Origin of the sequence: Pseudomonas sp. CFSAN084952 (assembly GCF_009648855.1) — a bacterium.
GTDB lineage: Bacteria > Pseudomonadota > Gammaproteobacteria > Pseudomonadales > Pseudomonadaceae > Aquipseudomonas > Aquipseudomonas paracarnis.
Genome location: NZ_CP045767.1, coordinates 4,374,804 through 4,400,050, shown reverse-complemented (window position 1 = coordinate 4,400,050; position 25,247 = coordinate 4,374,804). Strand labels below are relative to the sequence as shown.

Sequence of the window (25,247 nt, the reverse complement as noted above, 5' to 3'; positions counted from 1 at the left end):
TAGTTGGCACGAATACTGACTACCTAAGGGTAATGAGTAAAAAGACCGAGGAGTCTCCCATGCTGAGTGCCCAAGACCGTGCCATCGTTAAATCCACTGTGCCCCTGCTGGAAAGCGGCGGTGAAGCACTGATCACCCATTTTTACCGCATGATGCTGTCCGAGTATCCCGAAGTCCGTCCGCTGTTCAACCAGGCCCACCAAGCCAGTGGTGACCAGCCTCGCGCCCTGGCCAATGGCGTGCTGATGTACGCGCGGCATATCGACCAGTTGGACCAACTGGGCGACCTGGTGGCCAAGATCATCAACAAGCACGTGGCCTTGCAGATTCTGCCGGAGCATTACCCCATCGTTGGGGCCTGCCTGCTGCGGGCTATTTCCGAAGTGCTGGGCAGCGAGATTGCCACCCCCGAGGTCATGAGTGCCTGGGGCGCGGCCTACGGCCAGTTGGCGGACATTCTGATCGGCGCCGAAGCGGCCATCTACGACGAAAAAGCCCAGGCGCCCGGCGGCTGGCGGGGTGCGCGGGCGTTCCTGCTGGTCAAGCGCGTGGAGGAGAGCGACGAGATCATCTCCTTCTACTTCGCCCCGGTGGACAACGGCCCGATCCTGGTCGCAGCCCCCGGCCAGTACATCGGTCTGAAACTGGTGCTCGATGGCGAAGAAGTGCGCCGCAACTATTCCCTGTCGGCCCTCACCGACACCGGGCTGTACCGCATCAGCGTCAAGCGCGAAGTGGGCGGGCGGGTCTCCAATTACCTGCACGACCAGATGCACGTCGGCGCGACCATTGACCTGTTCCCGCCGTCGGGTGAGTTCACCCTGGCCGCCAGTGATAAACCGCTGGTGTTGATCAGCGGCGGGGTAGGCATTACGCCCACACTGCCGATGCTCGAAGCCGCCCTGGCAACCGAACGCCCGGTGCACTTCATCCATTGCGCCCGTAACGGCGGGGTGCATGCATTCCGTGACTGGGTGGACACCCTGGCGGCCAAGCATCCGCAGCTCAAGCGTTTCTACTGCTACGCCGAGGATGACGGCATCAGCCCGGCGGCAGACAAGGTCGGGATGCTCAATCAGGAGCAACTGGCGGCCTGGTTGCCTGAGCAGCGTGATATTGATGCCTACTTCTTGGGCCCCAAGGGCTTCATGGCGGCGATCAAGCGGCATCTCAAGGCGCTGGGTGTGCCGGAGAAGCAGGCGCGCTATGAGTTCTTTGGCCCGGCGGCGGCGTTGGAATAGAATTTGGCCAATTGACCGTATCGGCATCATCGCGGGCAAGCCCGGCTCCCACAGAGGATTGCATTCCTATGTGGGAGCCGGGCTTGCCCGCGATGGCGTCCGCACAATCATTACATTTGCCACGATTAATCCGCTGTTAACCCCCCTCTGTTTTAACCACTGCCTGTGTGTAAACTCGTTGCCATCAGGCACAACCATAATCAGAGAAAGGGAAAGACGGGGATGATTGACGACATGCGTTTAGGCAGGGAGCGGCGCTTTCTGGTGTTGCTGGGCATCATCTGCCTGGCGCTGATTGGCGGGGCGCTGTACATGCAAGTGGTGCTGGGCGAAGCGCCGTGCCCGCTGTGCATTCTGCAGCGCTACGCCTTGCTGCTGATTGCGCTCTTTGCGTTCATCGGCGCCGCCATGCGCACCAAGGGCGCGCTGACGTTCTTTGAAGGGTGGGTGGTGCTCAGCGCCTTGGGTGGCGTGGCTGCGGCCGGCCACCATGTGTACACCCAGTTTTTCCCCCAGGTCAGCTGCGGCATCGATGTGTTGCAGCCGATCGTCGACGACCTGCCCCTGGCCAAGGTGTTTCCCCTGGGCTTCCAGGTCGACGGCTTCTGCAGCACCCCCTACCCACCGATCCTCGGCCTGTCCCTGGCCCAATGGGCACTGGTGGCATTCGTGCTGACGGCGATCCTGGTGCCCCTGTGCATCTATCGCAACCGTCACCCCAAAGCCTGAGTCGCCGCGGCTGCCAAACGCTCCGTTCCTTCTGAATGAAGGCCGGAGCGTTTTTGTTTGTAGGGATTTGTGAAAGCACCGTGACGAGGGGCAACGGAAGGTGCGCGCAGCGTGCGACATGTTGTCACACGGACGCTGTCGCAGGACGTTTCTGACCCGCCAAATCGGCCCTTTAATTTGCACCCGGCGCACAAATTGTGCTGTCAGTTCGTGGTTCGTGCAGTGGCCCGATTTGTGTGCGGCTCCAACCCCTGCTGCCTCTATGAATGCCTTGTTTTATGGGGACTTGGACGGCATCCGCATGCCCTTACAAGCCGTAAGGGAAGTGGCACTGTGCCCAATAACACGGCAATTTTTGTGGTTTTTGTTGAGAATCGAACACGATAAGATCGCGAATCTTTGCAACTTTGGTGAAGGATTGTTGCTGGAATCGATAAAAATTATTTCTTTATAAGACATGGTTTATACATCGCTAGCTAACTACAATCGCCCGCACTGAATGTCCGGTGCTGTTCAATATTTGAGCATTGGAGCGGTCGAGGAGCAGATGGAAGGCTCAATGCGACCCCAGGTTCCGGCAGCCTTTCAACTATCCGCACCAAATGGAATTGGTCTGTAACAAGGCCTTTAGCCACGAAATCGAATAAGAACTCACTGCAGGTCCGTGAAACGTACAGTCATGACGTGTCGGGCAGGCTCTTATTCAATCGAAGAGAAATGCCAACCCTTGGCAGGGTGAAGTGTTGGCGATCAAAACCCAACTGCATTGCGCAAGCTGCTTTAGAGGTCGTGAGATGAGTAAAAACAGGTACCCCCGATTACTAGGCTTTTTGCCGCTGCTTGGCATGATGTTAATGCTGGGAGGCTGCAAGTGGACCTTGCTCGACCCAAAAGGACAGGTCGGTCTGGATGAACGAAACCTGATCATCACCGCTACCCTGCTGATGCTGCTGGTTGTGGTGCCTGTGATCGTGATGACCTTCGCCTTCGCCTGGAAATACCGCGCGTCCAACACCAGCGCTACCTACGCGCCGAAGTGGTCGCACTCCACCAAGATCGAGATCGCGGTGTGGCTGGTTCCGATCCTCATCATCATCGCCCTGGGTTACATCACCTATAAGTCGACCCACGCGCTGGACCCGTACCGTCCGCTGGAGTCCGACGTCAAGCCTGTGAACATCCAAGTGGTCGCGCTGGATTGGAAGTGGCTGTTCATCTACCCGGACCTGGGTATCGCCACTGTCAACGAGATCCGCTTCCCGGAGCACACCCCGCTTAATTTCCGGATCACCTCCGACGCCGTGATGAACTCGTTCTTCATCCCAGCACTGGGTGGCCAGATCTACGCGATGGCAGGCATGCAGACCCGCCTGCACCTGATCGCCAACCAGAAAGCTGAAATGGAAGGCATCTCCGCCAACTACAGCGGCGCTGGCTTCACCGGCATGAAATTCAAAGCGATCTCGACAAGCCAGGAAGATTTCGACGCCTGGGTAGCTGCAGTCAAGGCCGCACCTAAACAGCTTGATCAAGCTGAATACGATGCTCTGACCAAACCGAGCCAGAACAACCCTGTCGCCTTGTACTCCGCGTATGAGCCGGACCTGTTTCAGAAAATCGTCGACAAGTACGAAGGTATGAAGCCAGGCAAGCCGGTCAAGCACGAGAAGAAAGAAGTGGCCGTGGTTGAAGGTTCTGATACGGGCGCGCATTCAACTGCTGGGGCAGAGGAGTAAACGATGTTTGGTAAATTAAGTTGGGACGCGGTCCCATTCCACGAGCCGATCGTAATGGTGACTATCGCCATGATCGCGCTGGGTGGTTTGGCGCTGGTTGCGGGTATCACCTATTTCAAGAAGTGGTCCTACTTGTGGACCGAGTGGTTGACCTCGGTCGACCACAAGAAAATCGGCGTCATGTACGTCATCGTTGCCATGGTCATGCTGCTGCGTGGTTTTGCCGACGCCATCATGATGCGTACCCAGTTGGCCATGGCCACCGAAGGTTCGCCTGGCTACCTGCCACCTGAACACTATGACCAGATCTTCACCGCTCACGGTGTGATCATGATCATCTTCATGGCGATGCCATTCTTCACCGGCTTGATGAACCTTGCCTTGCCGCTGCAGATTGGTGCGCGTGACGTTGCCTACCCGTTCCTGAACTCCCTGAGCTTCTGGCTGCTGGTTTCCGGCGTGGTGCTGATCAACGTTTCCCTGGGCGTCGGCGAATTCGCCAAGACCGGTTGGGTTGCGTATCCGCCATTGTCGGGGCTGCAATACAGTCCGGGCGTGGGTGTGGACTACTACATCTGGGCGCTACAGTTATCAGGACTCGGGACGACATTGACGGGGGTCAACTTCCTGGCCACCGTCCTGAAAATGCGCGCCCCTGGCATGAAACTGATGGACATGCCGATCTTCACCTGGACCTGCACCTGGGCAAACGTGCTGATCGTGGCTTCGTTCCCGATCCTGGCCGCTACCATGGCGCTGCTGTCGCTTGACCGTTACCTGGATTTCCACATTTTCACCAATGAACTTGGTGGCAATCCAATGATGTACGTGAACCTGTTCTGGGCATGGGGTCACCCTGAGGTGTACATCCTGATCCTGCCGGCGTTCGGTATCTTCTCCGAAGTGATCTCGACCTTTACCGGCAAGCGCCTGTTCGGTCACCACTCGATGGTCTACGCCTCGGGCGCAATCTCCGTACTGGGCTTCATGGTATGGCTGCACCACTTCTTCACCATGGGTTCGGGGGCCAGCGTCAACGCCTTCTTCGGCCTGGCGACGATGCTGATTTCCATCCCGACGGGGGTGAAGCTATTCAACTGGCTGTTCACCATCTACCACGGTCGTCTGCGCATGACCAGCCAGGTTCTGTGGACCCTGGGCTTCATGGTGACCTTCGCCATCGGCGGCATGACCGGCGTACTGCTGGCCATCCCGGGTGCTGACTTCGTGCTGCACAACAGCCTGTTCGTGATCGCTCACTTCCACAACGTGATCATCGGTGGTGCGGTATTCGGCTACATCGCTGGTTTCAGCTTCTACTTCCCGAAAGCGTTCGGCTTCAAGCTGCACGAAGGTTGGGGCAAGGCTGCGTTCTGGTTCTGGATCTCGGGCTTCTTCGTCGCGTTCATGCCGCTCTATGCACTGGGCTTCATGGGCATGACCCGTCGTCTGAACGCCACCACCAACCCTGAGTGGGTACCGTACCTGTACGTTGCCATGTTCGGTGCGGTGATGATCGCTGTGGGCATCGCCTGCCAGCTGATCCAGCTGTATGTCAGCGTGCGTGATCGCAAGAAGAACATGTGCGAGTCCGGCGATCCATGGAACGGCCATACCCTGGAATGGTCGACCTCGTCGCCACCACCGTTCTACAACTTCGCTGTGATCCCGACTGCGAACACCATTGATGCGTTCACCGAAGCCAAGGAAGACGGTACTGCGTACCAGAAGCCCAAGCACTACGAGCCGATCCACATGCCAAACAACACCGCCACCGGCGTGGTGATGGGTGCGCTGTTGACCGTGTTCGGTTTCGCGATGATCTGGCACATCTGGTGGCTGGCAATCGCGAGCCTGGTGGGCACTATCGGTTACTTCATCATTCACGCTGCCCGTGATGATCAAGGCTACATGGTGCCGGTCGAAACGATCGAACGCATCGAAGCCGAGCAGCACGCTCGCCTGGTAGCCGAGAAGAAGATCCCGGCCAACCGTGTAGAAACCTCGTTGGAACAGGCTTAAACCATGTCGAACTTAGTGACCAATGCTGGACACGCCCATGTCGATGACCATGGGCACGATGACCACCACCACGACTCGGGGCCAATAACCGTCTACGGTTTCTGGCTCTACCTGATGACCGACTGCATCTTGTTTGCGTCGATCTTCGCGGTGTACGCGGTACTGGTAAACAACGTAGCGGGTGGCCCGTCGGGCCACGACATCTTCGAACTGCCTTACGTGCTCGGCGAAACCGCCTTGCTGTTGTTCAGTTCGATCACCTACGGCTTCGCCATGTTGGCCTTCTACAAGGGCAACAAGAAGGGCGTACTGAGCTGGCTGGGCCTGACCTTCCTGTTCGGCCTGGGCTTCATCGGCATGGAGATCAACGAGTTCCACCTGCTGATCTCCGAAGGCTACGGCCCGCACCGTTCCGGTTTCCTGTCGGCGTTCTTCACGCTGGTCGGCACCCACGGTCTGCACGTATCCGCTGGCCTGCTGTGGATGGCAGTGATGATGTATCAGGTCAATAAGCACGGCCTGACCAACACCAACAAGACCCGCCTGAGCTGCCTGAGCCTGTTCTGGCACTTCCTGGACGTGGTCTGGATCTGCGTATTCACCGTCGTTTACTTGATGGGGACTCTGTAATGGCTAATGCACACTCCCATGACAGCCACGATTCAAGCCACGGCAGCGTAAAGTCTTACGCCATCGGCTTCATCCTGTCGGTCATCCTGACCCTGATCCCGTTCGGCCTGGTGATGTACCCAACCTTGCCGAAGTCGATCACCTTGATGATCGTCCTGGCGTTCGCGGTGATTCAGGTTCTGGTTCACCTGGTGTACTTCCTGCACCTGGACCGCTCCAAAGAGCAGCGCGAGAACGTGATCGCGTTTGTGTTCGCAGGCCTGGTGATCGTTCTGCTGGTTGGTCTGTCGCTGTGGATCATGTTCAGCATCCACACCTACATGATGGCGAAGTGAGGTAAGACCCGATGTCGCTTAAGCACTTTATCCAAATCACCAAACCGGGGATCATTTTCGGTAACGTGCTTTCTGTGGCGGGCGGTTTCTTCCTGGCCTCCAAGGGACATGTCGATCTGGCCATCTTCCTGGCTGCAATGATCGGTACGTCCCTGGTGGTTGCTTCCGGTTGCGTATTCAACAACTGCATCGACCGTGACATCGACATCAAGATGGAGCGCACCAAGAATCGCGTGCTGGTCCAGGGGCTTATTTCCCTGAAGCTGGCACTGATCTTTGCGACCGTCCTGGGTGTTGCCGGTGTGGCCCTGTTGTACAAGGTGGCCAACCCATTGGCGGCGCTGTTTGCCGTGATTGGCTTTGTCATCTACGTCGGTCTCTACAGCCTGTACCTCAAGCGCAAGTCGGTTCACGGCACGCTGGTGGGCAGTCTGTCGGGGGCGATGCCGCCGGTGATTGGTTATGTGGCTGTGACCAATAGCTTCGACATGGCCGCGCTGGTGCTGCTGGTGATGTTCAGCCTGTGGCAGATGCCGCATTCCTACGCCATCGCGATTTTCCGCTTCAATGACTACCTGGCTGCGTCGATTCCGGTATTGCCGGTCAAGCGTGGCATCCAGGTGGCCAAGAAACACATCCTGCTCTACATCCTGGCCTTCCTCGTGGCGACCTTGATGTTGACCTTCAGTGGCTACGCCGGCATGAGCTACCTCGCCGTCGCCGCCGCCATGGGCATGTACTGGTTGTACATGGCCTGGACCGGCTACAAGGCGGTGGATGACACCGTCTGGGCGCGCAAGCTGTTCGTGTTCTCGATTTTCACCATCACCGCGCTCAGCGTGATGATGTCCCTGGATTTCCAAGTGCCGAAAGAGCTGTTGCTGACCTACGCCCACTGAGTGGTCTTGCAGTAAAAAAGCCCCGCCTTCGAAAGTCGTGCGGGGTTTTTTATTGAGCGCTGCGCTAAACCGGATACGCTGCGTTATCGTTGACGTTTTTCGCGAGCGAGCGCACTCCTACATCCCAATTCTACAAATGCAGGAAGCAATGCAATGAGTAAAAAAGCCGTGATGGTCTTCAGTGGCGGGCAGGATTCGACCACCTGTCTGATCCAGGCCCTGCCGCTGTATGACGAAGTGCACTGCATTACCTTTGATTACGGCCAGCGCCATGTGGCAGAAATCGAAGTGGCCCAGAAGCTGGCCAAGCAGTTGGGGGCCACTGTGCACAAAGTGATGGATGTGTCCCTGCTCAATGAGCTGGCGATCAGCAGCCTGACGCGCGACAACATCCCGGTACCGACCGTGAACAGCTCGGGTGAAAGCCTGCCGAGTACCTTTGTGCCGGGGCGCAACATCCTGTTCCTGACCCTGGCTGCGATCTACGCCTATCAAGTGAAGGCCGAGACCGTCATCACCGGTGTGTGCGAAACCGACTTCTCAGGCTACCCCGATTGCCGGGATGAGTTTGTCAAAGCACTCAACCAGGCCCTCAAGCTGGGCATGGAATACGACGTGCGCCTCGACACCCCGTTGATGTGGCTGAACAAGGCCGAAACCTGGGCCCTGGCCGACTACCACGGGCAACTGGAGCTGGTGCGCGAGCAGACGCTGACTTGCTACAACGGCATCATCGGTACCGGCTGTGGCGAGTGTGACGCGTGCAACCTGCGCGCTCGGGGCTTGAATGACTACCTGCAGAACAAGACAACTGTCATGCAGAGCCTCAAGCACAAGTTGCAGCTGAAATAACCCTTGTAGGAGCGAGCTTGAACTGGTCAAGTAATCTTGGACACCGATTAAGGTTCACGCCACCAACCTTTCCTTCGCGACCGGCGACCGGTAGTCGTTGTAGCTGTGAGGCCTGCTGATGTTGTAGCGCGAGACATAGCGCTGCACGTCTGCCCGGGCCTCATGTTCCAGTTTGTAGCCCGTTTCAGGAACCCACTCTGATTTCAAACTACCAAAGAAACGCTCCATGGGGGCGTTGTCCCAGCACTCGCCTTTACGGCTCATACTTTGTCTAAATCCGTGTTTCACAAGCTCGTTTCGGAATTTATGACTGGTGTACTGACAACCTTGGTCTGAATGAAACAACACATCCTGGGGGCGGCCGCGTAGCTCAACCGCCATGCGTAGCGCTTCGCAGGTCAGATTGGCATCAGAAATCATCGAGAACGACCAACCCACGATCCTCCGAGCGTACAAATCCAGAACGGCGGCGAAGTACATCCATCGCTTGCCGACCTTGATGTAAGTTACGTCGCCACACCACACCTGGTTAACCGCCGTTACATCAAATTTTCGCTTGAGCACGTGCGGCGCAACCAATGCCTCAACGCCCGGCGACTTGTACTTATGGCGCCTGCGCTGACGGCTAGCGATGCCAGCTTCGCGCATCAAACTGCGAGCCATATAACGTCCGATACGATGCCCTTTGGCTTTTAGCTCCTTGGACAAAGTACGTGCGCCGGCCGACTCTCTGGACGCCCTGTGGTGCTTGACCAGCGCGGCTTTGAGCTTGTCCCGTTCAGGATTTGCTCTGCCCTGGCGCTGGCGCCAGGCGTAGAAACTACTACGGTTGATCCCAAACGCCCGGCAACACCTTTTAACGCCGTATTTCTCGTCCAGCTCATCGATCAGCGTGAATGATCTTTGGCGTCCAAAAGCAGGAGAGCACTGGCCTTTTTTAGGATTTCAATGTCCAGGTCTTTCTCCCTGAGTAGGGCTTTGAGCCTCTGGATTTCTCGCTGATCAGCGGTAATCGCCTTGGCCCCTACCGGGGTCGAACCCAGGCGTTCTTTCTGCACTTGATCGACCCAGCGGCGTAGAGCAGTGGGGCCGATATCTAGGCTGGCACAGACCTCAGTAACCGGCTGGCCTTCATCCAGCACCATGCTGGCAGCCTTGAGCTTGAACTCACTCGAATAAGATTTACGCATATCCAAACACCTCAGATTTGGGCGCTATCATAACGCCCGATTGAAGTGTCCAAAATCATTAGGCCAGTTCAGCTTGCTCGCGAAGAACGTCAACGATAACGCAGCGCATCGGGTTGAACGCGGCGCGCTCGGGTTCTTCGCGAGCAAGCTCGCTCTTACAGGATTATTGATAGCGCTTGAACAATGAACGTGCCCCGTAGGCAGGCAGGATGTTGAAGAACGCAAAGCCGACTTTGATCGCGATCTGTACATAGATCATGCTGAGTATGTCGCTGGTCTGCATCGCCCCGTAGAAGGCGATAAAGCAGAACAGGAAGCTGTCGATAATCACTGCAAAGAACGTACTGAGGAATATCCGCAGGTATAGGTACCTGGAGTTGGTCAGCTCCTTGATCTTGCACAGCAAATAGGAATTTATATTCTCCGACACCAAGAACGACACCGAAGAGGCCACCAGCACCGACGACACTTGCAGGATCACGTCGGTATAAGGCCCATCCAGCTTCCAGCCCGGTAGCCCCGGCAGGAACGTGGAGCCATACAGCAGGATGATGATCATCGCGTTGCTGGCAAACGCAAACAGAATGGCTCGCCTGGCCAGGCGCAAGCCAAAATTCTCGTTGAGCAAGTCCACGATCAAGAAGGTCAGCGGGTACAGGAACGTGCCCGGCGTGACGATGATGCCCAACGACTCCAGGTAAATCGGTTTGGTCGCGGCAATGCTGGTGAAGATATAGAAGGTGAACAGCAGCAAGTTCAGGATGATGTAGATCATCCAGGAGTTTTCATTGCGGTCGTTTATATCGTAGGCGGTCAGTGTCCCGCCTTGGGAGTAGAACTTTTTGTACAGGTTCTTGATTTCCATCTTGTTGAAGTTGTCCATCATTTCACTGCTGAGCACTTCACTCAGCTTGATCTTGAGGACCTTGCCCGTGGCGATCACCATGATCACCGCCAGGCGTTTGTCGTTTTCAAAGCCCAGTAACTTGTATTTGCTGTTTTCCACGGCGCCCTCAGACGTTGTCATTGAAGCGCTCCTCAAGGATGTCGCCGATGACACACAAACGCTCTGAGTTCCCGCAGGGTTCGAGGGTGATGAACAGCTTCTTGGTGGCGCGGTCGTACACCAGCTTTTCTTTATCGTCGCTCGACGAGCCTTTCTGCACGATCAGCAAGTCCCCCGGTTCATTGAGGCCCGGAATCCCGTGCTCCAGGCGCACGCCGATCAAGTTGCAGGCGCTGCCGAAGTAATACGTCAGCGGATGAAGCGTGGCCAGTTCACCGATGCGCTTGCCCAGGTTCTGCATGAGCAGGCTTTCCTTGAGCACAGGCACTGCCGCCGGGTTCTTGTTACCCAGTGGGGAAACATTGCTCTCGATGACTTCCTTGGCCTCAAAACTGATGGTCTCGATTTCTTCGTAGGAGACGCCGAAGAAGTCCGAGATTTTGCGAATGGTCGACTGCTGTACGTTAACGACCTTGCCTTCCAGGATGTTGTAGATGGTGGTCCTGGTCAGGCCGGCGGCACTGCTTAACGAAAGCTGGGTTTCGCCACGACTCTTGATCAAGTACTTGATGTTGCTCTTCAAGTGCTCGGTTTTTTCCCGTCTGTGTATCAAGTGCTCACCACTTCCATTTAGTCATCAGTCCATGCCGGCAGAACCCGTTCTTGAAGGTTCGCGGCAGTGAAAGTGTTGCATGCGCCCGCTATAACAATAAAGTGCTGAGTGCAGGGATACGCCTTGGTGGTAAATCAGGCAACGGCTTTCTCGTCATAGTCTTCTATACGGCCTGCGCGAATCCCTCGCGCCTCTACAAGGAGTAGTCACCATGGTGCGTGTCAGTCGTCGATCCCTTCTCGCGCTGGGCGCGGCCCTGCCTGTGATGGGGCAGCTCAAATGGGCCCTCGCCAGCCCAGCGCCGACAAAATCTGACCAGGTGCTGCTCAATTACAACGAAAGCCCCTACGGCCCTTCAGACGCGGCTCGCCAGGCAATGCAGCGCGCGATTGCAACGTCCGGACGTTACCCTTACCCCGATATGTACGCATTGGCCGCGCTGTTCGCCCAACAACAGGGTATAGCCGAAGACAACGTCGGGGTGTTTGCCGGCTCGATGGCTGCCTTGCGTTACGCAGTGCTGGCGTTTGCCAGCCAGACCCGCGGCCTGGTGATGGCCACGCCGTCCTACGAAGTCCCGCGCCAGGCGGCCGAGTCGATCAAGGCGCCGGTGCATGAAGTGAACCTGGATGCCCAGCATGCCCATGATGTGCCCGCCATGCTCGCGGCTGACCCACAGGCCGGCATGTTGTACCTGTGTAACCCCAACAACCCGACCGGCACCCTGACCTCGACCGATGCCATCCGGCGGGCCCTGGCGCACAAACCCAAGGGCAGCGTGCTGGTGGTGGACGAGGCTTATATCGAATTCTGCGATACCCCCAGTTGCGTGAGTTGGGTGAACGACCACGACGACCTGCTGGTGCTGCGCACCTTCTCCAAGATCTACGGCATGGCCGGTGCGCGCCTGGGCCTGGCGATCGGCCACCCGGCGTTGCTGGAGCGGTTGGCGGTGTTTGGCGGCGACAACGTCCCGGCCGGCGCCAGCTTGCTGGCCGCCCGTGCCAGCCTGGAAGACGCGCAACTGGTGGGCCAACGCAAAGCGCTCAATGCCAGGTTGCGCGATGAAACAATCGCGTGGCTCAAGGGTCGGGGCTTTAGCTGCACCGTCTCCCACAGCAACTGCTTCATGATCGACGTGAAGCGGCCGGCAGAGCAGGTGATTGAGCAGTTGGCGGCGCAGAATGTGTTGGTTGGGCGGGTATGGAAGGACTGGCCGCATTGGGTGCGGGTGACGGTGGGCAACTCGCGGGAGATGGAGCGTTTTCGCGAGGCCTTTGCGACGCAGGTGGTCTGATCAGGCGGCGCTATAGCTGCTCACGGTCGGTTCGCCATCGGAAGCACTGGACAAGGCCGTCAGGCGTGTTTCATTCTTTCCCCTGTTTAGAGAAATTTCCTACGGAGTGGGTCGGCTCTGATCAGAAGCTTCCGGATTGAAGCACTTCCGTCAGATCGCTAGCTTCACCCCGTTGTCACTCATCAGGGATGATATTCATGCGAAGCGATGGTCAAGCCAATAACAACACGCTCATTCAGCCCGCTGATGTGCGTCAATTGCTCGATGCCGAGCTGAGTCGACGTGGCCTCGGGCATTTCGAGGTTTATCAATGCGGGCCGACGCTGGACGAAGCGGAAATCATCACCAATTACCCCGATGCGCTGGACCGCGGTGACGCGGCGGATGATTTTTACCAACGCGGTCATTTGTTGTCCTTGTCCAAGCGCCGCATAAAACCGTTTTTCTGGAGCGATGAAAACATCCTGGCCCCTGCGGCAGAAGCGGTGCCGGTGCCGGGGCCGTGTGCGCCTGTGGGCGAGGGCGCCAGTTTTATTGTGCATGGCAACCAGGGTTTTTATTCCATTCTCAACCTGTGCAGTTTCGGAGAGCATCAACAGTTTCGCGAAAGAGTGCTGGCCAACAAAAGCGAACTGCAGATGCTGCTGGTCTCGGTTTACGACGAGGCGCTGGAAAGTGGTGCAACCTCGCTTGCCCCTGTTGTACGGGAAACCGTGCTGACGCCTCGCGAAACAGAGGTATTGTCCTGGACCAGTCTGGGCAAGACCTATAACGAAATAGCGCTCTTGGTCTCCATGAGCCCGCGTACGGTAAAGTTTCATATGAAGAATATCTTCAGCAAGTTGAATGTCACCAACGGCAAGTCCGCAATCCGTAAAGCCTTGCAACTGGGCTACATCCGCGAACAGGCCTGATCGGCAAGCCTCCCTCGTAAAAATACCGCGCTCGCCGATGAATTTTCATCGGCGAGCGCGCGCGTGCGCGCGTGATTTGGCGCTACCTGTCTAAAAGGGCAGCTTGTTCACTGTTAAGCGGTGCTTTAGTTTTTTTGCAGCCGATGAGTCTAGCTCAGGCAAAAAAAACAATAGGCGCAGCACTCAAAAAATCATCTTCGCCCTGCGCGGATCGAGTGCTGCAGCGCGCCGCTTAATTATGGAGTGATTATGCTGGTCGATAAAAACAAAGAACCTGCTAGCGAATACGCTGCCGGTATTTCCCGGGAAACATTCGGGATGCTTAAACACTTGTGTAAAAAAGATAACTATCACTGGGCCATCGCACTGGGTAAGGACTATGCAATTATTGCGTTTGCCATTTACCTGTCGTTGGGCATCAGCTATTGGTTCTACCCGGTATCGCTGTTTCTAATCGGCACCACCCAACGCGCTTTGACTAACGTACTACATGAGTCAACCCACAAGGTGTTGGCAAAAAACCGTGCGATCAACTGGTTTGCCGGTACGTTTCTTTCTGGGTATCTGGTCTTCCACTTGTACCAGTCCTACAGCACTTCGCACATCAAGAACCACCACGTGCACTTGGGGCATCCAGAAAAAGACCCTGACTACAATTTCCATCTCAAGTGCGGCCTGTATGACCTTCAACAAAGCGAGCGCGAGTTCTTCTTGAAGAACGTCGTGATGGCGCTATCCGGCTACAGAACCCTTCAGTACATCAAGTATGTGGTCAAGGACCGTGTCCAGGGGCAAGACCCGCGCATCCGCAAGGAACGCATGATGATGTGGGCTTATTGGGCGGTAATTTTTGCTGTGGTCGCCTGGTTTGGGGTGGTCGCTGAATGGGTGTTGTTCTGGCTGGTGCCGCTGTTTACCACCGCCGTGGCCGTAGGCTGGATCATCGAGTTGGCCGAGCATTATCCGATGCCGGCGGTTGAGACCGACAAGTTGTTGCTGACCCGCAACCGTAAAGGCAATGTTTTGGAGAACTTCTTTTTCGGTCGCCACGACGACAATTACCACCTCGTGCACCACCTACATCCGTCCATTCCCCACTGGAATATGCGCAAGGCTCATAAGCTGCTGATGACTCACCCTGAGTACGCGCGCTGGGACAACCTGTGGGCCGGGATCTTTACCCGTGATCGGCAGAGCCGCCACAAGGAAACGTTGCTCAGTTACGCGTCCAAGTTCCGCGCTCACAAGATTGCCAACCACACCGACGATTCGAGTTTCGCACGTCGTATGCTCAACCAGTCCTACGGGGTTTAATGCCATGAACACGACCGACAACAGCCTGCTGGCAACCCTGGCCCTGAAGAAACTGGCGGCAAACAAAACCTATCGCGATTTGTTCCTGCAGAGCGAGACGCTGCGCGATTTCCTGCGGCCCGCCGCTCTTCGTTACATCATCTCCGAAGATCGCCTGGAGATGCTTGATAAGCTTGGGGCCCTGCTGGAGAAAGGCTATCGCACCGGTGTCGAGTTCGTTGGCGAGGAAGCGACGACATTAGCCGAGGTCACCACGGCTACCGATGAGTACCTGAAACTCATCGACTTGATTGCACAGCATCCCAAGCTTGAAGAACCCCCGCAGCTGGGGTTCGACCTGTCCAACGTCGGCACCATCATTTCCCGCGAACTGGCGATTGAGAACTGCTCGAAGATCCTCACCCATGCAGCCGATAAGGATATCGGTGTGATCATCAGTATGGAGCGTTCTCAATGGACGGATTCGATCCTCGATATCTTCCTGCAACTGAGCGGGCGCTTTCCCAACGTGGGTATCACCTTGCAGGCGCAATTGAATCGAACCCCGGATGACCTCGGGGCGGTCCTGGAAACTGGCTGCAAAGTACGCTTGGTCAAAGGCGTCTATGCTGAGCCTGCCGCGATTGCTTTACCGCGTGGCAATGCGCTCAACGAGCGTTACCTGGGGTTGCTGGACCGAATCAATGGCGGCCGTGGCCCGTTCGCTTTCGCGACCCAGGACCCACAGCTGGTTGAAGAAATCCTCACCAGCCGCATCGCCGACCGAGGCGAGCTGGAGATGCTTCACGGTGTGCGCCCTGAATTGATTCAGAAGGTGAAAAACCAGGGTCAGGTCAAGGCCCGCGTGTCGGCGGTGTATGGCATCAATTGGTACCTGCACCTGTTGCACCGTGTGGCTGAGTTTCCGCAGAACATTTTCCTGGCGCTGGATGACGTGGCTTCGCCACGGGCCTCTGAAACCGCCACTCATTACTGAAAAAGGACATTCTTATGAAGCAGTACGTCGCATTGGTGGATGTCTACTCGAGCGGTAATTTCCTGCCGCAATATTTTCGGGATGCGGGCTTCAGCCTGATCCATGTACAGAGTACCCCAGAGTTGATGCCGAGCATGCTCGGGCCGAATCTGTCGGAGTTCGAACACAATTTGGCGTTCAACGACAACGCTGAAGAGATCGTGCAACGCCTGCGCGAATTCAACGTAGTCGCCGTCATTGCTGGCCAGGAGCCAGGCGTGCCATTTGCCGACTACTTGAGCGAACAACTGCAGTTGTCCACTTCCAACGGCAGCGCGGGGTCACGTGCGCGCCGCGACAAGTTTGAGATGATCAATAAAGTCGCGGCCGCGGGCCTGTTGACCGCCCGCCAGATCAAATCCTCGGACCCCCAGCAACTGCTGGCTTGGGTAGAGGCCGGCCATGTGTTTCCGTGCGTGATCAAACCGCTGAGCTCGGCTTCGACAGACGGCGTCTCGATCTGCCACAACGTCGAGGACGTCAAGCGCGCCTGTGAGGAAGTCATATCCAACCTGGATATCTTCGGCCTGGCCAACACCGAAATTCTTTGCCAGTCCTACCTCAAGGGCCCGGAGTATATCGTCGATACCGTCAGCCGTGATGGGCAGGCCTACGTCTGTGGGATCTGGCGTTATGTGAAGCGTGAAATCAGTGGCGGCAAGAACATCTATGACCGTGACGTTCTGATTGCGCCGGACAGTGCCGAGGCCAACGTACTGGTCGATTACATCGTGCAGGCGCTCAAGGCGTTGGGTATCAATAACGGCCCAGCCCATTCGGAAGTGATCCTCACTGAAGCCGGCCCTGCGCTGGTAGAAGTCGGTGCTCGCTTGAACGGCAACATGGAGCCCCGATTCCACGACATCAGCCTGGGCGGCAACCAGGCGCAGCTCACCTATCTGGCGTACTGCGATGGTGAGGCGTTCAAGGCAAACTATGCCGGCAAGCGCTATCAAAAGCTCAAGGAAGCCTGTGTCATCAACACCGATACTACGCTGCAAGGTGAGGTCACTGGCTTCAACGACTCAGCTATCCAACTGATCGAGGCGCTGCCCTCGGTGCATAAGCTGAGCGTCAAATACAAGGCCGGTAAGTTGATGAAAAAGACCGTGGACCTGCTCAGCAGCCCTCTGCGGGTGTTTCTGGTATCGGAGAGCCAGCGCAGTATCGACGAGGATTACGAGCAGATTCGCCAGAACAAAGACCACGTCTATGTGATCCGCTGATGATGGGCACCTATCGCGCTTTACGTGGGCTCAATGCCCGCTTGCAGTTGCTGTTCCTGATCACCTTGGTGTTCCGCATGGGCACCATGGCGTTCCCTTTCTATGCGGCGTACCTGATTCATCAGCACGCCGTATCGGCGGGCACCGCAGGTTTGCTGGTGGGCGTGTATGGCGCGGGTGCGTTGTTTGTGGACTTGATCATCGGCGGGGTGATCAAGCGTTTTTCTGCCAATCGGGTGATCCTCGGTTCGTTACTGCTCAATGCGGTGCTGCTGCTGATCATTCCGTCGGTGGATAACACCGTGGTGTTGTTTGTGCTGTCGTTTCTATGGGGGGGCTGCTACGAAGCATTCACCCCCGCCACGTTCTCCGAAACAGTGGCTCACAGCAGTAGCGAATCGCGCAAAGTGGCGTTCTCCTGCAACCGCCTGGCGATCAACATCGGCATGGCAATCGGGCCGCTCTTGGGCAGCCTGATTTTCCTGAGTAACGCCGATGCGGTGTTCTACCTCAACGCGGCGTTGTCCCTTGTCGCCTTTATCGCCTGCCTGTGGTTTGGGCGTACGGTGCCGGTGACACAAGGGGCTGGCGTTGCCAGTAAAGGCAATGGGCTGCCGGAAAGCGCAATGCACGAGCGTTCGCGCTTGCTGGTGATTCTGCTGGCAGCGTTGCCGGTGCACATCGCCTATGCGCTGCCGCCAACGTTTCTGTCGGCCTACATCATCAACTACACCGAGTTGCCGGCCTACTACGTCGGCATCATCTTTTTTATCAATGCACTGCTGGTGATTCTATTCGAAGTACCGATTAACCAACGCATGTCGCACCTGTCGAGCAGTCGCTCACTGGTGGCGGGTTTCCTGATGGCCGGCGTAGGGTTTTTCCTGATGGGCTTCAGCCATATCGGTGCATTGTTGCTGGCCGCCACCGTGCTCTGGAGCCTGGGGGAGATGGTTGTGTTCCCCGGTATCACCCACTACGTCAGCAGTATCTCCAGCCGTCACACCGTTGACCGCAACCTCGGCTATTACTCGGCGGGGGTGAATATCGGCGTGATGATCACACCGCCGCTGGCGTTCATGCTGATGTCACAGCCATCCCTGCCGTCGCCGTGGCTGCTGGCGGGTACGGTATTGCTGTTGTTCGCAGTGGCAGTGGGCGTGATGAAAGGATCGGCTGTTTTGTGGAACAAGGAAGCATGAAATGAATAGGGTGCATTTGAACACCGCCGGTGCGGGCCTGATGTCGTCGGCCACGCTCAATGCTATACAGCGTTTTACCTCCATTGAAGCGCAGATAGGCAGCTATGAAGCCGAGCTTGCCTATGAAGAGTTGCTCAACGTCGACCTGTACCGAGTGATGGCCGGGCTGTTGAATGCTCAGCCTTCACAGATTGGTTTTTTCAGCAGTGCCACCGAAGCCTGGACCAGCATCCTCGGCAAACTGCAATTTCCCCGGGGCAAGCGGGTCTGGGTATCAACTTCTGAGTACGCGGCCAACCTGATCTTCTTCAACTACCTCAAGTTATCGAGTGACATTCGCGTCGAAGTGATCCCCACCACGGCCACCAGCCCGCTGGATCTGGAGTGGGTGCGGCGTCATTTGGACGATGATGTGTTCCTGGTCAGTGTGTCGCACCTGCCTTCGTGCTGTGGGGTGATCAATCCGGTGGAAGCGCTGGGCGCGTTGCTCAAGGACGCGAATGCGTTGTATGTGGTGGATGCCTGCCAGTCGTTGGGGCAGTTACCGCTGGATGTGCGGGATATCCATTGTGATTTGTTGACAGGTGCGGGCCGCAAGTTTCTCTGCGGGCCCCGTGGCAGTGGGGTTGCTTACGTGTCGCCACGCTTGCTTGGCCAATTGCAGCTCAATTTTGCCGACTTGCACGCCGCCAGCACCGATGGCCAGGTCAACCGGCTGGACGTGGCCAGTGCGCGGGTGCTGGAAATTGCTGAAAAAAGCCTCTCGGCTCAGGTGGGCATGCATACGGCGCTGCAGGAGTATGTGCAGGTCGGCGGCGGGCAGGTGAGTACAGAGCCCTATGCGCTGCTGGCGAAGGAATTGCGGCGCCTGCCGCAGTTGACGCTAATGTGCGACCAGTTCGAGCAGACTGGAATTGTCTCGTTTGTGCCGCACAACCTGCCGGCCAAGGCATTTGTCGGCCAAGCCCGCGAGCTGGGGCTCAACTTGTGGGCAGGCACCACCGCTCACACTCCGTTGTTGCTTAAGGACCTGGGCGTCACACACTTTGTGCGTGCCTCGGTGGGCCGGCATATCACTCTCGCCCAGGTCGAGCAGGCTCTTTTGACCCTGCGAAGTTTGTAGTGTTGGGCACTTACTGGGCGGCGATGGCGTAGCCGTCAAAGGCGCTTTGCTGTTGCAGCGCGGTCACGATGCTCTTGCGCGTGACCGGCTGCTCGGCGCCGCTGTTGTCGATGAAGGTTTCGCTCGCAAGCTCCGCCTCGCTGCCTTCGCCTACAAAGGTGAAGCCCAGGAACTCCAGTGCTTCGCGGTCCACATTGAGCTTGGAGCGCGGCGTGCGCAGCGGCAGGGTGACGCTGATGCCATCTTTGCTGATTACAAACACTTCGGTGTCTTTCTTGGTGCGTGCAGCTTTGCCCTTGCCGGCGCTCGGGTTGCTGATGGCCTGGTGCGACTGGTTAAGCACCTTGAGGGCCAGGCCATAGACCAGTTCCTGGAACTCGGGATCGTCCTTGAAGCTGGACAGGATGCGGCTGATCGAGAACTGACTGCTCAGGTGTTCCAGGGCGGCGTTGTCTGCGGCTTCGGCGTCTTTCAATTGCTTGAGCTGGCCCATCAGCTCATAGGCTTTGTCATCATCGAAGGCATCGTGGGCCTGGCGGATGGCAACGCGCAGCTCGCGGATCTGGTCGCTTTCTTTGGAGGTGTGAAACGCGTCCAGCACCATCTCGCTGATGATCTTGGCGGCTGGCACATGCTGTGAAAGATTGATGGCGTTTTCGTATTCGGCTTTGGCGTGCAGGGCGACTACGGATTCTTCGGCGGATTTTTCGGTGTAGGAATCAGACATTAAAATTTCACTGCGTAGTATGCGGAGAGACAAAAAACGTCGGGCATTTTCAGCGGGTGGGGGGATCAGGTCAAGGTGGCTGGGGCGTCAGAATAATTTCAGTAGTGGTAGCGGCACATCAATATTTGTACTTCATCATCCTCGATGCCATAAACCAAACGATGCTCCGCGGTGATTCGTCGAGACCAGAAACCACTCAGGTTATGTTTGAGGGGTTCAGGCTTCCCCACGCCGCCGAACGGGTCTCTTTGTATGGCCTTGATCAAGAGATTGATGCGCTTGAGCCCGGCTTTGTCGTTCTGTTGAAACCAGAGGTAGTCGTCCCAGCCTTCAGGGGTAAAGAGTATTTTCATTCTTCAATCAACCGCCTTGGCTTGGCTTTGCCTGCTCGTAAGCTGTTGACTGAGTTAATGAGACGTTCGGCATTTTTAGGCGAGCGCAGCAGGTAAGCCGTCTCTTCCAGAGCATTGAACTCTGATAACGAGATCATCACCACGGGCTCGCCTTTTTGTCGAGTCAGTAGAAGTGGGACGTGATCATCGTTGACGCGGTCCATCGTTTCGGACAGATGGGCTCGGGCGTTGGTGTAGTTGATAGTTTCCATGGGGACTCCTTGTTGGGTGGGTTTAACGTACAGAAATACGTACATATCCACAACGGGAATCTTATCAACGGTCATCCACCTCGCCCGGACTTCACGAACAAGCTCAACGACTGAGTGGAGCAGCGTCCAACCTGTTGATACATGTTACTCGTCCAGTTCTTCGAGGCACGCCTGGAGAATATCCAGACCTTCCTCCAACACCTCAGGCTCAATGGTCAGCGGGGCCAGCAAGCGCACGATGTGCCGCGACTTGCCGCTGGGCATCAGCAACAAGCCAGCCTCTCGCGCCAGCTCCAGCAGTTGCGCCAGTTGCTTGGGGGCGGGTGTGCCGTCGGCATGGGCCAGTTCAATGCCCCGCATCGCGCCGACACCGGTGAGGCGGCCCAGGTAGGGCGACAGTTGCTGTGCGCGCCAGGCTTCATAGCGGCCCACAATCGCGGCCGCCTGCGCGACGCCCCAGGCGTGCAGGTTTGTGTCGCTCATCACCTCAAGGGTCGCCAGCGCCGCCCCACAGGCGATGGGATTACCCGAGTAGGTACCGCCCAGGCCGCCTTTGGGCAGGTTGTCCATCAGCGCCTTGCGCCCGACCACCGCCCCCAGCGGCATGCCGCCGGCGATGCTTTTGCCGAGCAGCAGGTCCGGCTCGATGCCCAGGCGCGAGAAGGCGAAACGCTGGCCGGTGCGACCAAAACCCGACTGGATTTCATCAATGATCAGCAGGATGTTGTGCTGGTCGCAGAAGCGCCGCAGCGCCTGGGCGAACTCAGTGTCCAAGGCGAGAAAACCGCCTTCGCCCTGTACCGGCTCGATGATGAAGCAGGCCACATCGGTTACGTCGATCTCCACGCTGAACAGACGCTCCATGGCCTTCAGCGCTTCGGCGCAGGACACGCCGTTATCGGTACTGGGGTAGGGCAGGTGATACACAGGGCCGGGCAGTACACCGACCTTCTGCTTGTAGGGCGCGACCTTGCCGTTGAGGTTGAGGGTCGCCAGGGTGCGCCCGTGGAAGGCGCCGTCAAAGGCGATCACCGCCGTGCGCCCGGTGGCACCACGGGCGATCTTCAGGGCGTTTTCCGCCGCCTCGGCACCGCTATTGGTGAGCATGCCGCTGACGGGGTATCCCACCGGGATAAAGGCGCTGAGACGTTGCATCAACTCGATGTAGGGCGTATGCGGTGCGGCGTTGAACGCGTAATGGGTTAGCCGGGTGGCTTGCTCGCAAATGGCCGCCACCACGGCCGGGTGGCAATGGCCCAGGTTGAGTACGCCGATACCGCCGACAAAGTCGATGTAACGCTTGCCCGCCGTGTCCCAGACTTCGGCGTTTTTACCGTGGCTCAGGCTGATGGGGTGAACGATGGAAATCGACTGGCTGATGCTAGCGTAGCTCATGACTCGGGGACTCGGCAGTGGTGGGCGCAGCGCTATCTAAGCCGCGCGCCTGGCCTTGCCGCAAACGAAATAAAGTTGCCGGTTCATTCCACCTTGGAAGGAGCTGCGGCCTATTCCGACACCCCATCCTTGCCCGCCGCCTTGGATCGGTACAAGGCTTGATCGGCCCGCGCCATCAGCGCCGCCGGCGATTCCCCCATGCGCCGCTCTACTACGCCCAGGCTCAGGGTAACGTTCAACGCGCCCAAGGGGGCCGCCGCCTTGATTTTATGGCGAATCCTTTCGGCCAACTCTTTGGCCGTGTCCAGGCTGCTTTTGGGCAGCACCACCATAAACTCGTCGCCGCCCCAACGCGCCAGCAGGTCGCTTTTACGTACGCAGGCTTCCAGGTGTTCCACTACCCGTATCAGCGTCTGGTCGCCGACGCCGTGGCCGTATTGGTCATTGATCGGCTTGAAGTCATCGACATCCATGGCCACCAGTGCCAAGGGCAGGCGGAAGCGCTCGGCGCGGTCGCATTCCTCCAGCAGCACCTTTTCCAGGCGGTACCGATTGGCGATGCGCGTCAGGGCGTCCCGCTCGGCCAAAGAGCGGTTTTCGTCCAGTTGCAATTGCAGTTGCTGGTTGACGCGCGACAACTCGAGGGTGCGCTCCGCGACCAGCGCTTCCAGAGACTGGTTGCGCTTTTGCAACTGTTCGATGGAGCATTTGCGCGTATGGATATCGCGGTGTGCGCCGACCATGCGCGCCACGGAACCGTCGGGGTTGCGTGCAATGACGTAGCCGCGGTCCTCGATCCAGAGGTACGTACCGTCTTCTTTTCGGCAACGGTATTCGGCCCGGTAATGAGCGGCGCGTTGGCTGATGTAGTCATCGAACACCGCCATCACGCGAGGGTAATCCTCGGGGTGGATCACGTTCTCCCAGGTGAAGACGCTGTTTTCCAGGGAGTGGTGGGAGTAGCCAAGCATTTCGTACCAGCCGGGATTGCGGTAGACGAAGCCGGTATTGGCGTTCCAGTCCCAGATGCCATCACTGACCAGTTCCATGATGGCGTGCAACAGGTCGACGTTAAGGTCGGACACCTCATTGCGTAGCGGTTCTTTGCCGGATGTATCGTCCATCTGCGCGCTTCCTGCGGGGGGCTGGCGCCCAAGGCCAGTCATGGTTGACGCCGATACTCCGTGGCTGGCGCTACTGTACATCGGCGCTTGCGCGCTTTGAATAGGGCAGGTGTGCTGCTTATGACGAGTGGCGAAACGCTATTTTTCTGGCGCCATCATCTGTGTCCGAGGCCTTCCATCCGCGTTGTGCTGGTAAATGGCCTGCGGTTGGCCCTGCTCATTGAAAAACACCTGGCCAATGCCCGCCGAGTTCCACAACCGCTCACCCGCTTCGGCATGCTCTGGGATATAAGGCATCACCTGCATGGTGCGGCGGCGGGTAAACCAGTTGAGGGGCGAGCGCGGGGAGTAGAGCCAGCGGTTGAGGCGATCGAACCATTCCAGCAGGCGCGGCGGGAACTCGTTCTTGATGCCACTGCTGGTGATTTGCCAGATCTTGGGGCCGCCGTTGCGGTGGCGGATCAGCACTTGGTAGACAAACGAGTAATGCACGTCACCGGAAAGGATCACGTAGTTACCTGGCGTGCGTGAGTGGCGGAAGATATTCAAAATCACTTGGGCGGCGCCGCGGTGGGCCATCCAGTTCTCGGCGTCCACCAGCAGGGGAAAACCGCACCAGCTGAAGACCTTTTGCACCGTCTCTATCAGCTTGACGCCAAAGACCGGCGCGGGCGAGACGATGATGGCGGATGGATGGTCCAGCAGCGCTTGTTGCAGTTCGCTCAAGGCTTCCCAGTCCAGCAGGCCGGAAGGTTGCTTGAGGGTGAACTCGCTGCGCCAGCGTCGGGTGCGGGTGTCGAGTACCACCAGCGCCGGGGTGGTGGGCAATACGTAGTGCCACTGCTGGAATTTCAGCAAGGCCTCCAGCAACGCGTCTTGCGCCGTCGCCTCGAGATGATTGGCCTGTACCCGGCCGGTCAGTGCCTGGGTCTGGTCCAGCAGTTCGCCAAACACCTGGGGCTGGTTGCCCCAGCCCTGGCATAACAGATACGCCAGCAAGGCATTGCCGATGATGCGCTTGGAGAAGGGGTGGCCGTAGGCGGTTTCTTCCCACTGGGCGCTGAGGTTCCAATCGTCAGTGATGTCGTGATCGTCGAACATCATCAGCGTCGACAGGTGCGCGAACACCCGCGCTACCCCAGGCAGGCCGTCGCGGAACTGATCGATATGAACCTGTTCGCGCGCATAGCGTTGTTGTTCTTGCGCACTCAGCGGCGGCGGTTCTGGTGCGATCAGCGTCCAGGGTACCGGCGACCAGGCCAGCAGGTACATGGCGATCACTTCGGCAAAGGTCACCAGGTGATTGTCGGCGGTGCTGCTGGTGAAGATGGGTTTCTTCACACCGCCGAAAAAGCGTTCGCGCAAGGTCTCGTTACTGTCCAGCGCAGGGAGCAGGTCGGCCCGGTGGTAATAGCTGGCGCGATGCCCATAAAGGCTGGCGCTGTCGCTCACCACCGCACCCTCTAGAAACTCATCGAACAGGCCCAGGCGCGCAATCAGCCCGTGAATGGCTCGCAGCATGGGCCCTGCGACGTCGTCGGCGTAGATCTGGTCGCCATTCATCATCAGCAAGGCTGGGCGTTCGAGCGGTGTGCGGGCGTCCGCCAACAGACGGTCGACACACAGCAAGCCTTCGTCGGCACGATGGTGGGGTTTGCGGCACGAGCCATGCACCAAGTGATGGATGCGGCTATGCAGCACGAAGCTTGGCGTAGTCGCGTCGCCATACAGCAAGTGCGGTGCCCATTGTGCAATGCCGAGGCCGTCGATCAACAGGTCGTAACCGATGATTTCATCCTGTGGCAGGGCGTGGCTCAGGGCTATGTCGATCAGGTGGATAACGGCATGGCGGCCGACGGGCACGACTTGGCAGTGCGTTGCATCGAGCGGGATATCCAGCGCCTCGCCCGAGGGTAATTGCAGCCGCAAGCACAGGGGCAGGGCACGACTGCCCACCAACCAGATAACCAGGCGCTGTGGTTCCAGGCGTCTTAGCAAGGGGCCGGCGATCACGGCAGGCAGGATTTCAGGTTGACCCATGAAGAATGCAGCT

25 protein-coding genes are annotated in these 25,247 nt (G+C 57.7%); 15 read left to right on the top strand and 10 right to left on the bottom strand.

What is annotated here, in order from left to right:
• Positions 1–59: 59 nt before the first annotated feature.
• The 8 genes from hmpA to queC all read left to right on the top strand — a co-directional run bounded on the left by hmpA (position 60) and on the right by queC (position 8,444).
• Positions 60–1,241, top strand: coding sequence for an NO-inducible flavohemoprotein (gene hmpA / locus GH769_RS20000; RefSeq protein ID WP_032902543.1), 1,182 nt, complete (start codon positions 60–62; stop codon positions 1,239–1,241).
• Positions 1,242–1,463: 222 nt separating this feature from the next.
• The gene (locus GH769_RS19995; protein ID WP_014719865.1) at positions 1,464–1,970 is read left to right on the top strand and encodes a disulfide bond formation protein B; all 507 of its coding nucleotides are present in this window, start codon (positions 1,464–1,466) and stop codon (positions 1,968–1,970) included.
• A gap of 794 nt (positions 1,971–2,764) precedes the next feature.
• Complete coding sequence (cyoA, locus tag GH769_RS19990; RefSeq protein WP_003194054.1) at positions 2,765–3,706, top strand: ubiquinol oxidase subunit II; 942 nt, start codon at positions 2,765–2,767, stop codon at positions 3,704–3,706.
• Positions 3,707–3,709: 3 nt separating this feature from the next.
• A complete protein-coding gene (gene cyoB, locus GH769_RS19985) occupies positions 3,710–5,728 on the top strand; it encodes a cytochrome o ubiquinol oxidase subunit I (protein WP_005791254.1) in 2,019 nt (672 codons plus the stop codon).
• A 3-nt stretch (positions 5,729–5,731) separates the two neighbouring features.
• Positions 5,732–6,358, top strand: a complete 627-nt coding sequence (locus GH769_RS19980) for a cytochrome o ubiquinol oxidase subunit III (protein WP_003194052.1) — start codon at positions 5,732–5,734, stop codon at positions 6,356–6,358.
• On the top strand, positions 6,358–6,693 hold the full coding sequence (gene cyoD / locus GH769_RS19975; RefSeq protein WP_003194051.1) for a cytochrome o ubiquinol oxidase subunit IV: 336 nt from the start codon (positions 6,358–6,360) through the stop codon (positions 6,691–6,693). The genes GH769_RS19980 and cyoD overlap by 1 nt, the downstream gene beginning before the upstream one ends.
• Positions 6,694–6,704: 11 nt before the next feature.
• On the top strand, positions 6,705–7,592 hold the full coding sequence (gene cyoE, locus GH769_RS19970; RefSeq protein ID WP_019817484.1) for a heme o synthase: 888 nt from the start codon (positions 6,705–6,707) through the stop codon (positions 7,590–7,592).
• A gap of 153 nt (positions 7,593–7,745) precedes the next feature.
• Positions 7,746–8,444: a 7-cyano-7-deazaguanine synthase QueC gene (queC, locus tag GH769_RS19965; RefSeq protein WP_014719863.1), complete on the top strand. Its 699-nt coding sequence runs from the start codon at positions 7,746–7,748 to the stop codon at positions 8,442–8,444.
• 54 nt (positions 8,445–8,498) lie between these two features.
• Here queC and GH769_RS19960 read toward each other — a convergent pair whose 3' ends face one another.
• The 4 genes from GH769_RS19960 to GH769_RS19950 form a co-directional block, all read right to left on the bottom strand.
• Positions 8,499–9,323, bottom strand: a complete 825-nt coding sequence (locus tag GH769_RS19960) for an IS3 family transposase (RefSeq protein WP_372242399.1) — start codon at positions 9,321–9,323, stop codon at positions 8,499–8,501.
• 8 nt (positions 9,324–9,331) lie between these two features.
• On the bottom strand, positions 9,332–9,634 hold the full coding sequence (locus GH769_RS29495; protein WP_014717988.1) for a transposase: 303 nt from the start codon (positions 9,632–9,634) through the stop codon (positions 9,332–9,334).
• Between the two features lie 163 nt (positions 9,635–9,797).
• Positions 9,798–10,661 carry a queuosine precursor transporter gene (locus GH769_RS19955; protein ID WP_014719862.1) on the bottom strand — a complete coding sequence of 288 codons (864 nt, stop codon included), beginning with the start codon at positions 10,659–10,661 and terminating at the stop codon, positions 9,798–9,800.
• Positions 10,648–11,253 carry a helix-turn-helix transcriptional regulator gene (locus GH769_RS19950; protein WP_003194047.1) on the bottom strand — a complete coding sequence of 202 codons (606 nt, stop codon included), beginning with the start codon at positions 11,251–11,253 and terminating at the stop codon, positions 10,648–10,650. The genes GH769_RS19955 and GH769_RS19950 overlap by 14 nt, the downstream gene beginning before the upstream one ends.
• A 211-nt stretch (positions 11,254–11,464) precedes the next feature.
• Between GH769_RS19950 and GH769_RS19945 the strand changes: the two genes are divergently transcribed.
• The 7 genes from GH769_RS19945 to GH769_RS19915 all read left to right on the top strand — a co-directional run bounded on the left by GH769_RS19945 (position 11,465) and on the right by GH769_RS19915 (position 19,344).
• The gene (locus GH769_RS19945) at positions 11,465–12,550 is read left to right on the top strand and encodes a pyridoxal phosphate-dependent aminotransferase (protein ID WP_032903657.1); all 1,086 of its coding nucleotides are present in this window, start codon (positions 11,465–11,467) and stop codon (positions 12,548–12,550) included.
• Between the two features lie 197 nt (positions 12,551–12,747).
• A complete protein-coding gene (locus tag GH769_RS19940) occupies positions 12,748–13,464 on the top strand; it encodes a LuxR family transcriptional regulator (protein WP_020302014.1) in 717 nt (238 codons plus the stop codon).
• A 249-nt stretch (positions 13,465–13,713) separates the two neighbouring features.
• Positions 13,714–14,778, top strand: a complete 1,065-nt coding sequence (locus GH769_RS19935) for a fatty acid desaturase family protein (protein WP_014719859.1) — start codon at positions 13,714–13,716, stop codon at positions 14,776–14,778.
• A gap of 4 nt (positions 14,779–14,782) precedes the next feature.
• Positions 14,783–15,754, top strand: coding sequence for a proline dehydrogenase family protein (locus GH769_RS19930; RefSeq protein WP_032903658.1), 972 nt, complete (start codon positions 14,783–14,785; stop codon positions 15,752–15,754).
• Positions 15,755–15,768: 14 nt separating this feature from the next.
• On the top strand, positions 15,769–17,019 hold the full coding sequence (locus GH769_RS19925) for an ATP-grasp domain-containing protein (protein ID WP_014719857.1): 1,251 nt from the start codon (positions 15,769–15,771) through the stop codon (positions 17,017–17,019).
• Positions 17,019–18,221 (top strand): MFS transporter, encoded by a 1,203-nt coding sequence (locus GH769_RS19920; protein ID WP_019817486.1) that lies wholly within the window; start codon positions 17,019–17,021, stop codon positions 18,219–18,221. Before GH769_RS19925 ends, GH769_RS19920 begins: the two co-directional genes overlap by 1 nt.
• A 1-nt stretch (position 18,222) precedes the next feature.
• Positions 18,223–19,344, top strand: a complete 1,122-nt coding sequence (locus GH769_RS19915) for an aminotransferase class V-fold PLP-dependent enzyme (RefSeq protein WP_014719855.1) — start codon at positions 18,223–18,225, stop codon at positions 19,342–19,344.
• Between the two features lie 10 nt (positions 19,345–19,354).
• Here the strand turns inward: GH769_RS19915 and GH769_RS19910 are convergent, their stop codons facing one another.
• The 6 genes from GH769_RS19910 to GH769_RS19885 form a co-directional block, all read right to left on the bottom strand.
• Entirely contained in the window at positions 19,355–20,071 is a 717-nt protein-coding gene (locus tag GH769_RS19910; RefSeq protein ID WP_032903659.1) for a hypothetical protein, read from the bottom strand.
• 98 nt (positions 20,072–20,169) lie between these two features.
• Entirely contained in the window at positions 20,170–20,424 is a 255-nt protein-coding gene (locus GH769_RS19905) for a Txe/YoeB family addiction module toxin (protein WP_014719853.1), read from the bottom strand.
• Entirely contained in the window at positions 20,421–20,675 is a 255-nt protein-coding gene (locus tag GH769_RS19900; RefSeq protein WP_003194039.1) for a type II toxin-antitoxin system Phd/YefM family antitoxin, read from the bottom strand. The genes GH769_RS19905 and GH769_RS19900 overlap by 4 nt, the downstream gene beginning before the upstream one ends.
• Before the next feature lie 144 nt (positions 20,676–20,819).
• Positions 20,820–22,070 (bottom strand): aspartate aminotransferase family protein, encoded by a 1,251-nt coding sequence (locus GH769_RS19895; protein WP_153649878.1) that lies wholly within the window; start codon positions 22,068–22,070, stop codon positions 20,820–20,822.
• A gap of 110 nt (positions 22,071–22,180) precedes the next feature.
• Positions 22,181–23,194 carry a sensor domain-containing diguanylate cyclase gene (locus tag GH769_RS19890; protein ID WP_019817488.1) on the bottom strand — a complete coding sequence of 338 codons (1,014 nt, stop codon included), beginning with the start codon at positions 23,192–23,194 and terminating at the stop codon, positions 22,181–22,183.
• 138 nt (positions 23,195–23,332) lie between these two features.
• Positions 23,333–25,234: an alkaline phosphatase D family protein gene (locus GH769_RS19885; RefSeq protein ID WP_032903661.1), complete on the bottom strand. Its 1,902-nt coding sequence runs from the start codon at positions 25,232–25,234 to the stop codon at positions 23,333–23,335.
• Positions 25,235–25,247 lie beyond the last annotated feature (13 nt).

Coding starts and splice junctions, on each gene's coding strand:
- GH769_RS19925 (WP_014719857.1), top strand. CDS start 15,769: ATGAAGCAGTACGTCGCATTGGTGGATGTCTACTCGAGCGGTAATTTC.
- GH769_RS19915 (WP_014719855.1), top strand. CDS start 18,223: ATGAATAGGGTGCATTTGAACACCGCCGGTGCGGGCCTGATGTCGTCG.
- GH769_RS19895 (WP_153649878.1), bottom strand. CDS start 22,070: ATGAGCTACGCTAGCATCAGCCAGTCGATTTCCATCGTTCACCCCATC.
- GH769_RS29495 (WP_014717988.1), bottom strand. CDS start 9,634: ATGCGTAAATCTTATTCGAGTGAGTTCAAGCTCAAGGCTGCCAGCATG.
- GH769_RS19995 (WP_014719865.1), top strand. CDS start 1,464: ATGATTGACGACATGCGTTTAGGCAGGGAGCGGCGCTTTCTGGTGTTG.
- cyoB (WP_005791254.1), top strand. CDS start 3,710: ATGTTTGGTAAATTAAGTTGGGACGCGGTCCCATTCCACGAGCCGATC.
- GH769_RS19910 (WP_032903659.1), bottom strand. CDS start 20,071: ATGTCTGATTCCTACACCGAAAAATCCGCCGAAGAATCCGTAGTCGCC.
- hmpA (WP_032902543.1), top strand. CDS start 60: ATGCTGAGTGCCCAAGACCGTGCCATCGTTAAATCCACTGTGCCCCTG.
- GH769_RS19890 (WP_019817488.1), bottom strand. CDS start 23,194: ATGGACGATACATCCGGCAAAGAACCGCTACGCAATGAGGTGTCCGAC.
- GH769_RS19885 (WP_032903661.1), bottom strand. CDS start 25,234: ATGGGTCAACCTGAAATCCTGCCTGCCGTGATCGCCGGCCCCTTGCTA.
- GH769_RS19935 (WP_014719859.1), top strand. CDS start 13,714: ATGCTGGTCGATAAAAACAAAGAACCTGCTAGCGAATACGCTGCCGGT.
- GH769_RS19900 (WP_003194039.1), bottom strand. CDS start 20,675: ATGGAAACTATCAACTACACCAACGCCCGAGCCCATCTGTCCGAAACG.
- GH769_RS19980 (WP_003194052.1), top strand. CDS start 5,732: ATGTCGAACTTAGTGACCAATGCTGGACACGCCCATGTCGATGACCAT.
- GH769_RS19955 (WP_014719862.1), bottom strand. CDS start 10,661: ATGACAACGTCTGAGGGCGCCGTGGAAAACAGCAAATACAAGTTACTG.
- GH769_RS19930 (WP_032903658.1), top strand. CDS start 14,783: ATGAACACGACCGACAACAGCCTGCTGGCAACCCTGGCCCTGAAGAAA.
- GH769_RS19920 (WP_019817486.1), top strand. CDS start 17,019: ATGATGGGCACCTATCGCGCTTTACGTGGGCTCAATGCCCGCTTGCAG.
- GH769_RS19940 (WP_020302014.1), top strand. CDS start 12,748: ATGCGAAGCGATGGTCAAGCCAATAACAACACGCTCATTCAGCCCGCT.
- GH769_RS19905 (WP_014719853.1), bottom strand. CDS start 20,424: ATGAAAATACTCTTTACCCCTGAAGGCTGGGACGACTACCTCTGGTTT.
- GH769_RS19945 (WP_032903657.1), top strand. CDS start 11,465: ATGGTGCGTGTCAGTCGTCGATCCCTTCTCGCGCTGGGCGCGGCCCTG.
- cyoA (WP_003194054.1), top strand. CDS start 2,765: ATGAGTAAAAACAGGTACCCCCGATTACTAGGCTTTTTGCCGCTGCTT.
- queC (WP_014719863.1), top strand. CDS start 7,746: ATGAGTAAAAAAGCCGTGATGGTCTTCAGTGGCGGGCAGGATTCGACC.
- cyoE (WP_019817484.1), top strand. CDS start 6,705: ATGTCGCTTAAGCACTTTATCCAAATCACCAAACCGGGGATCATTTTC.
- cyoD (WP_003194051.1), top strand. CDS start 6,358: ATGGCTAATGCACACTCCCATGACAGCCACGATTCAAGCCACGGCAGC.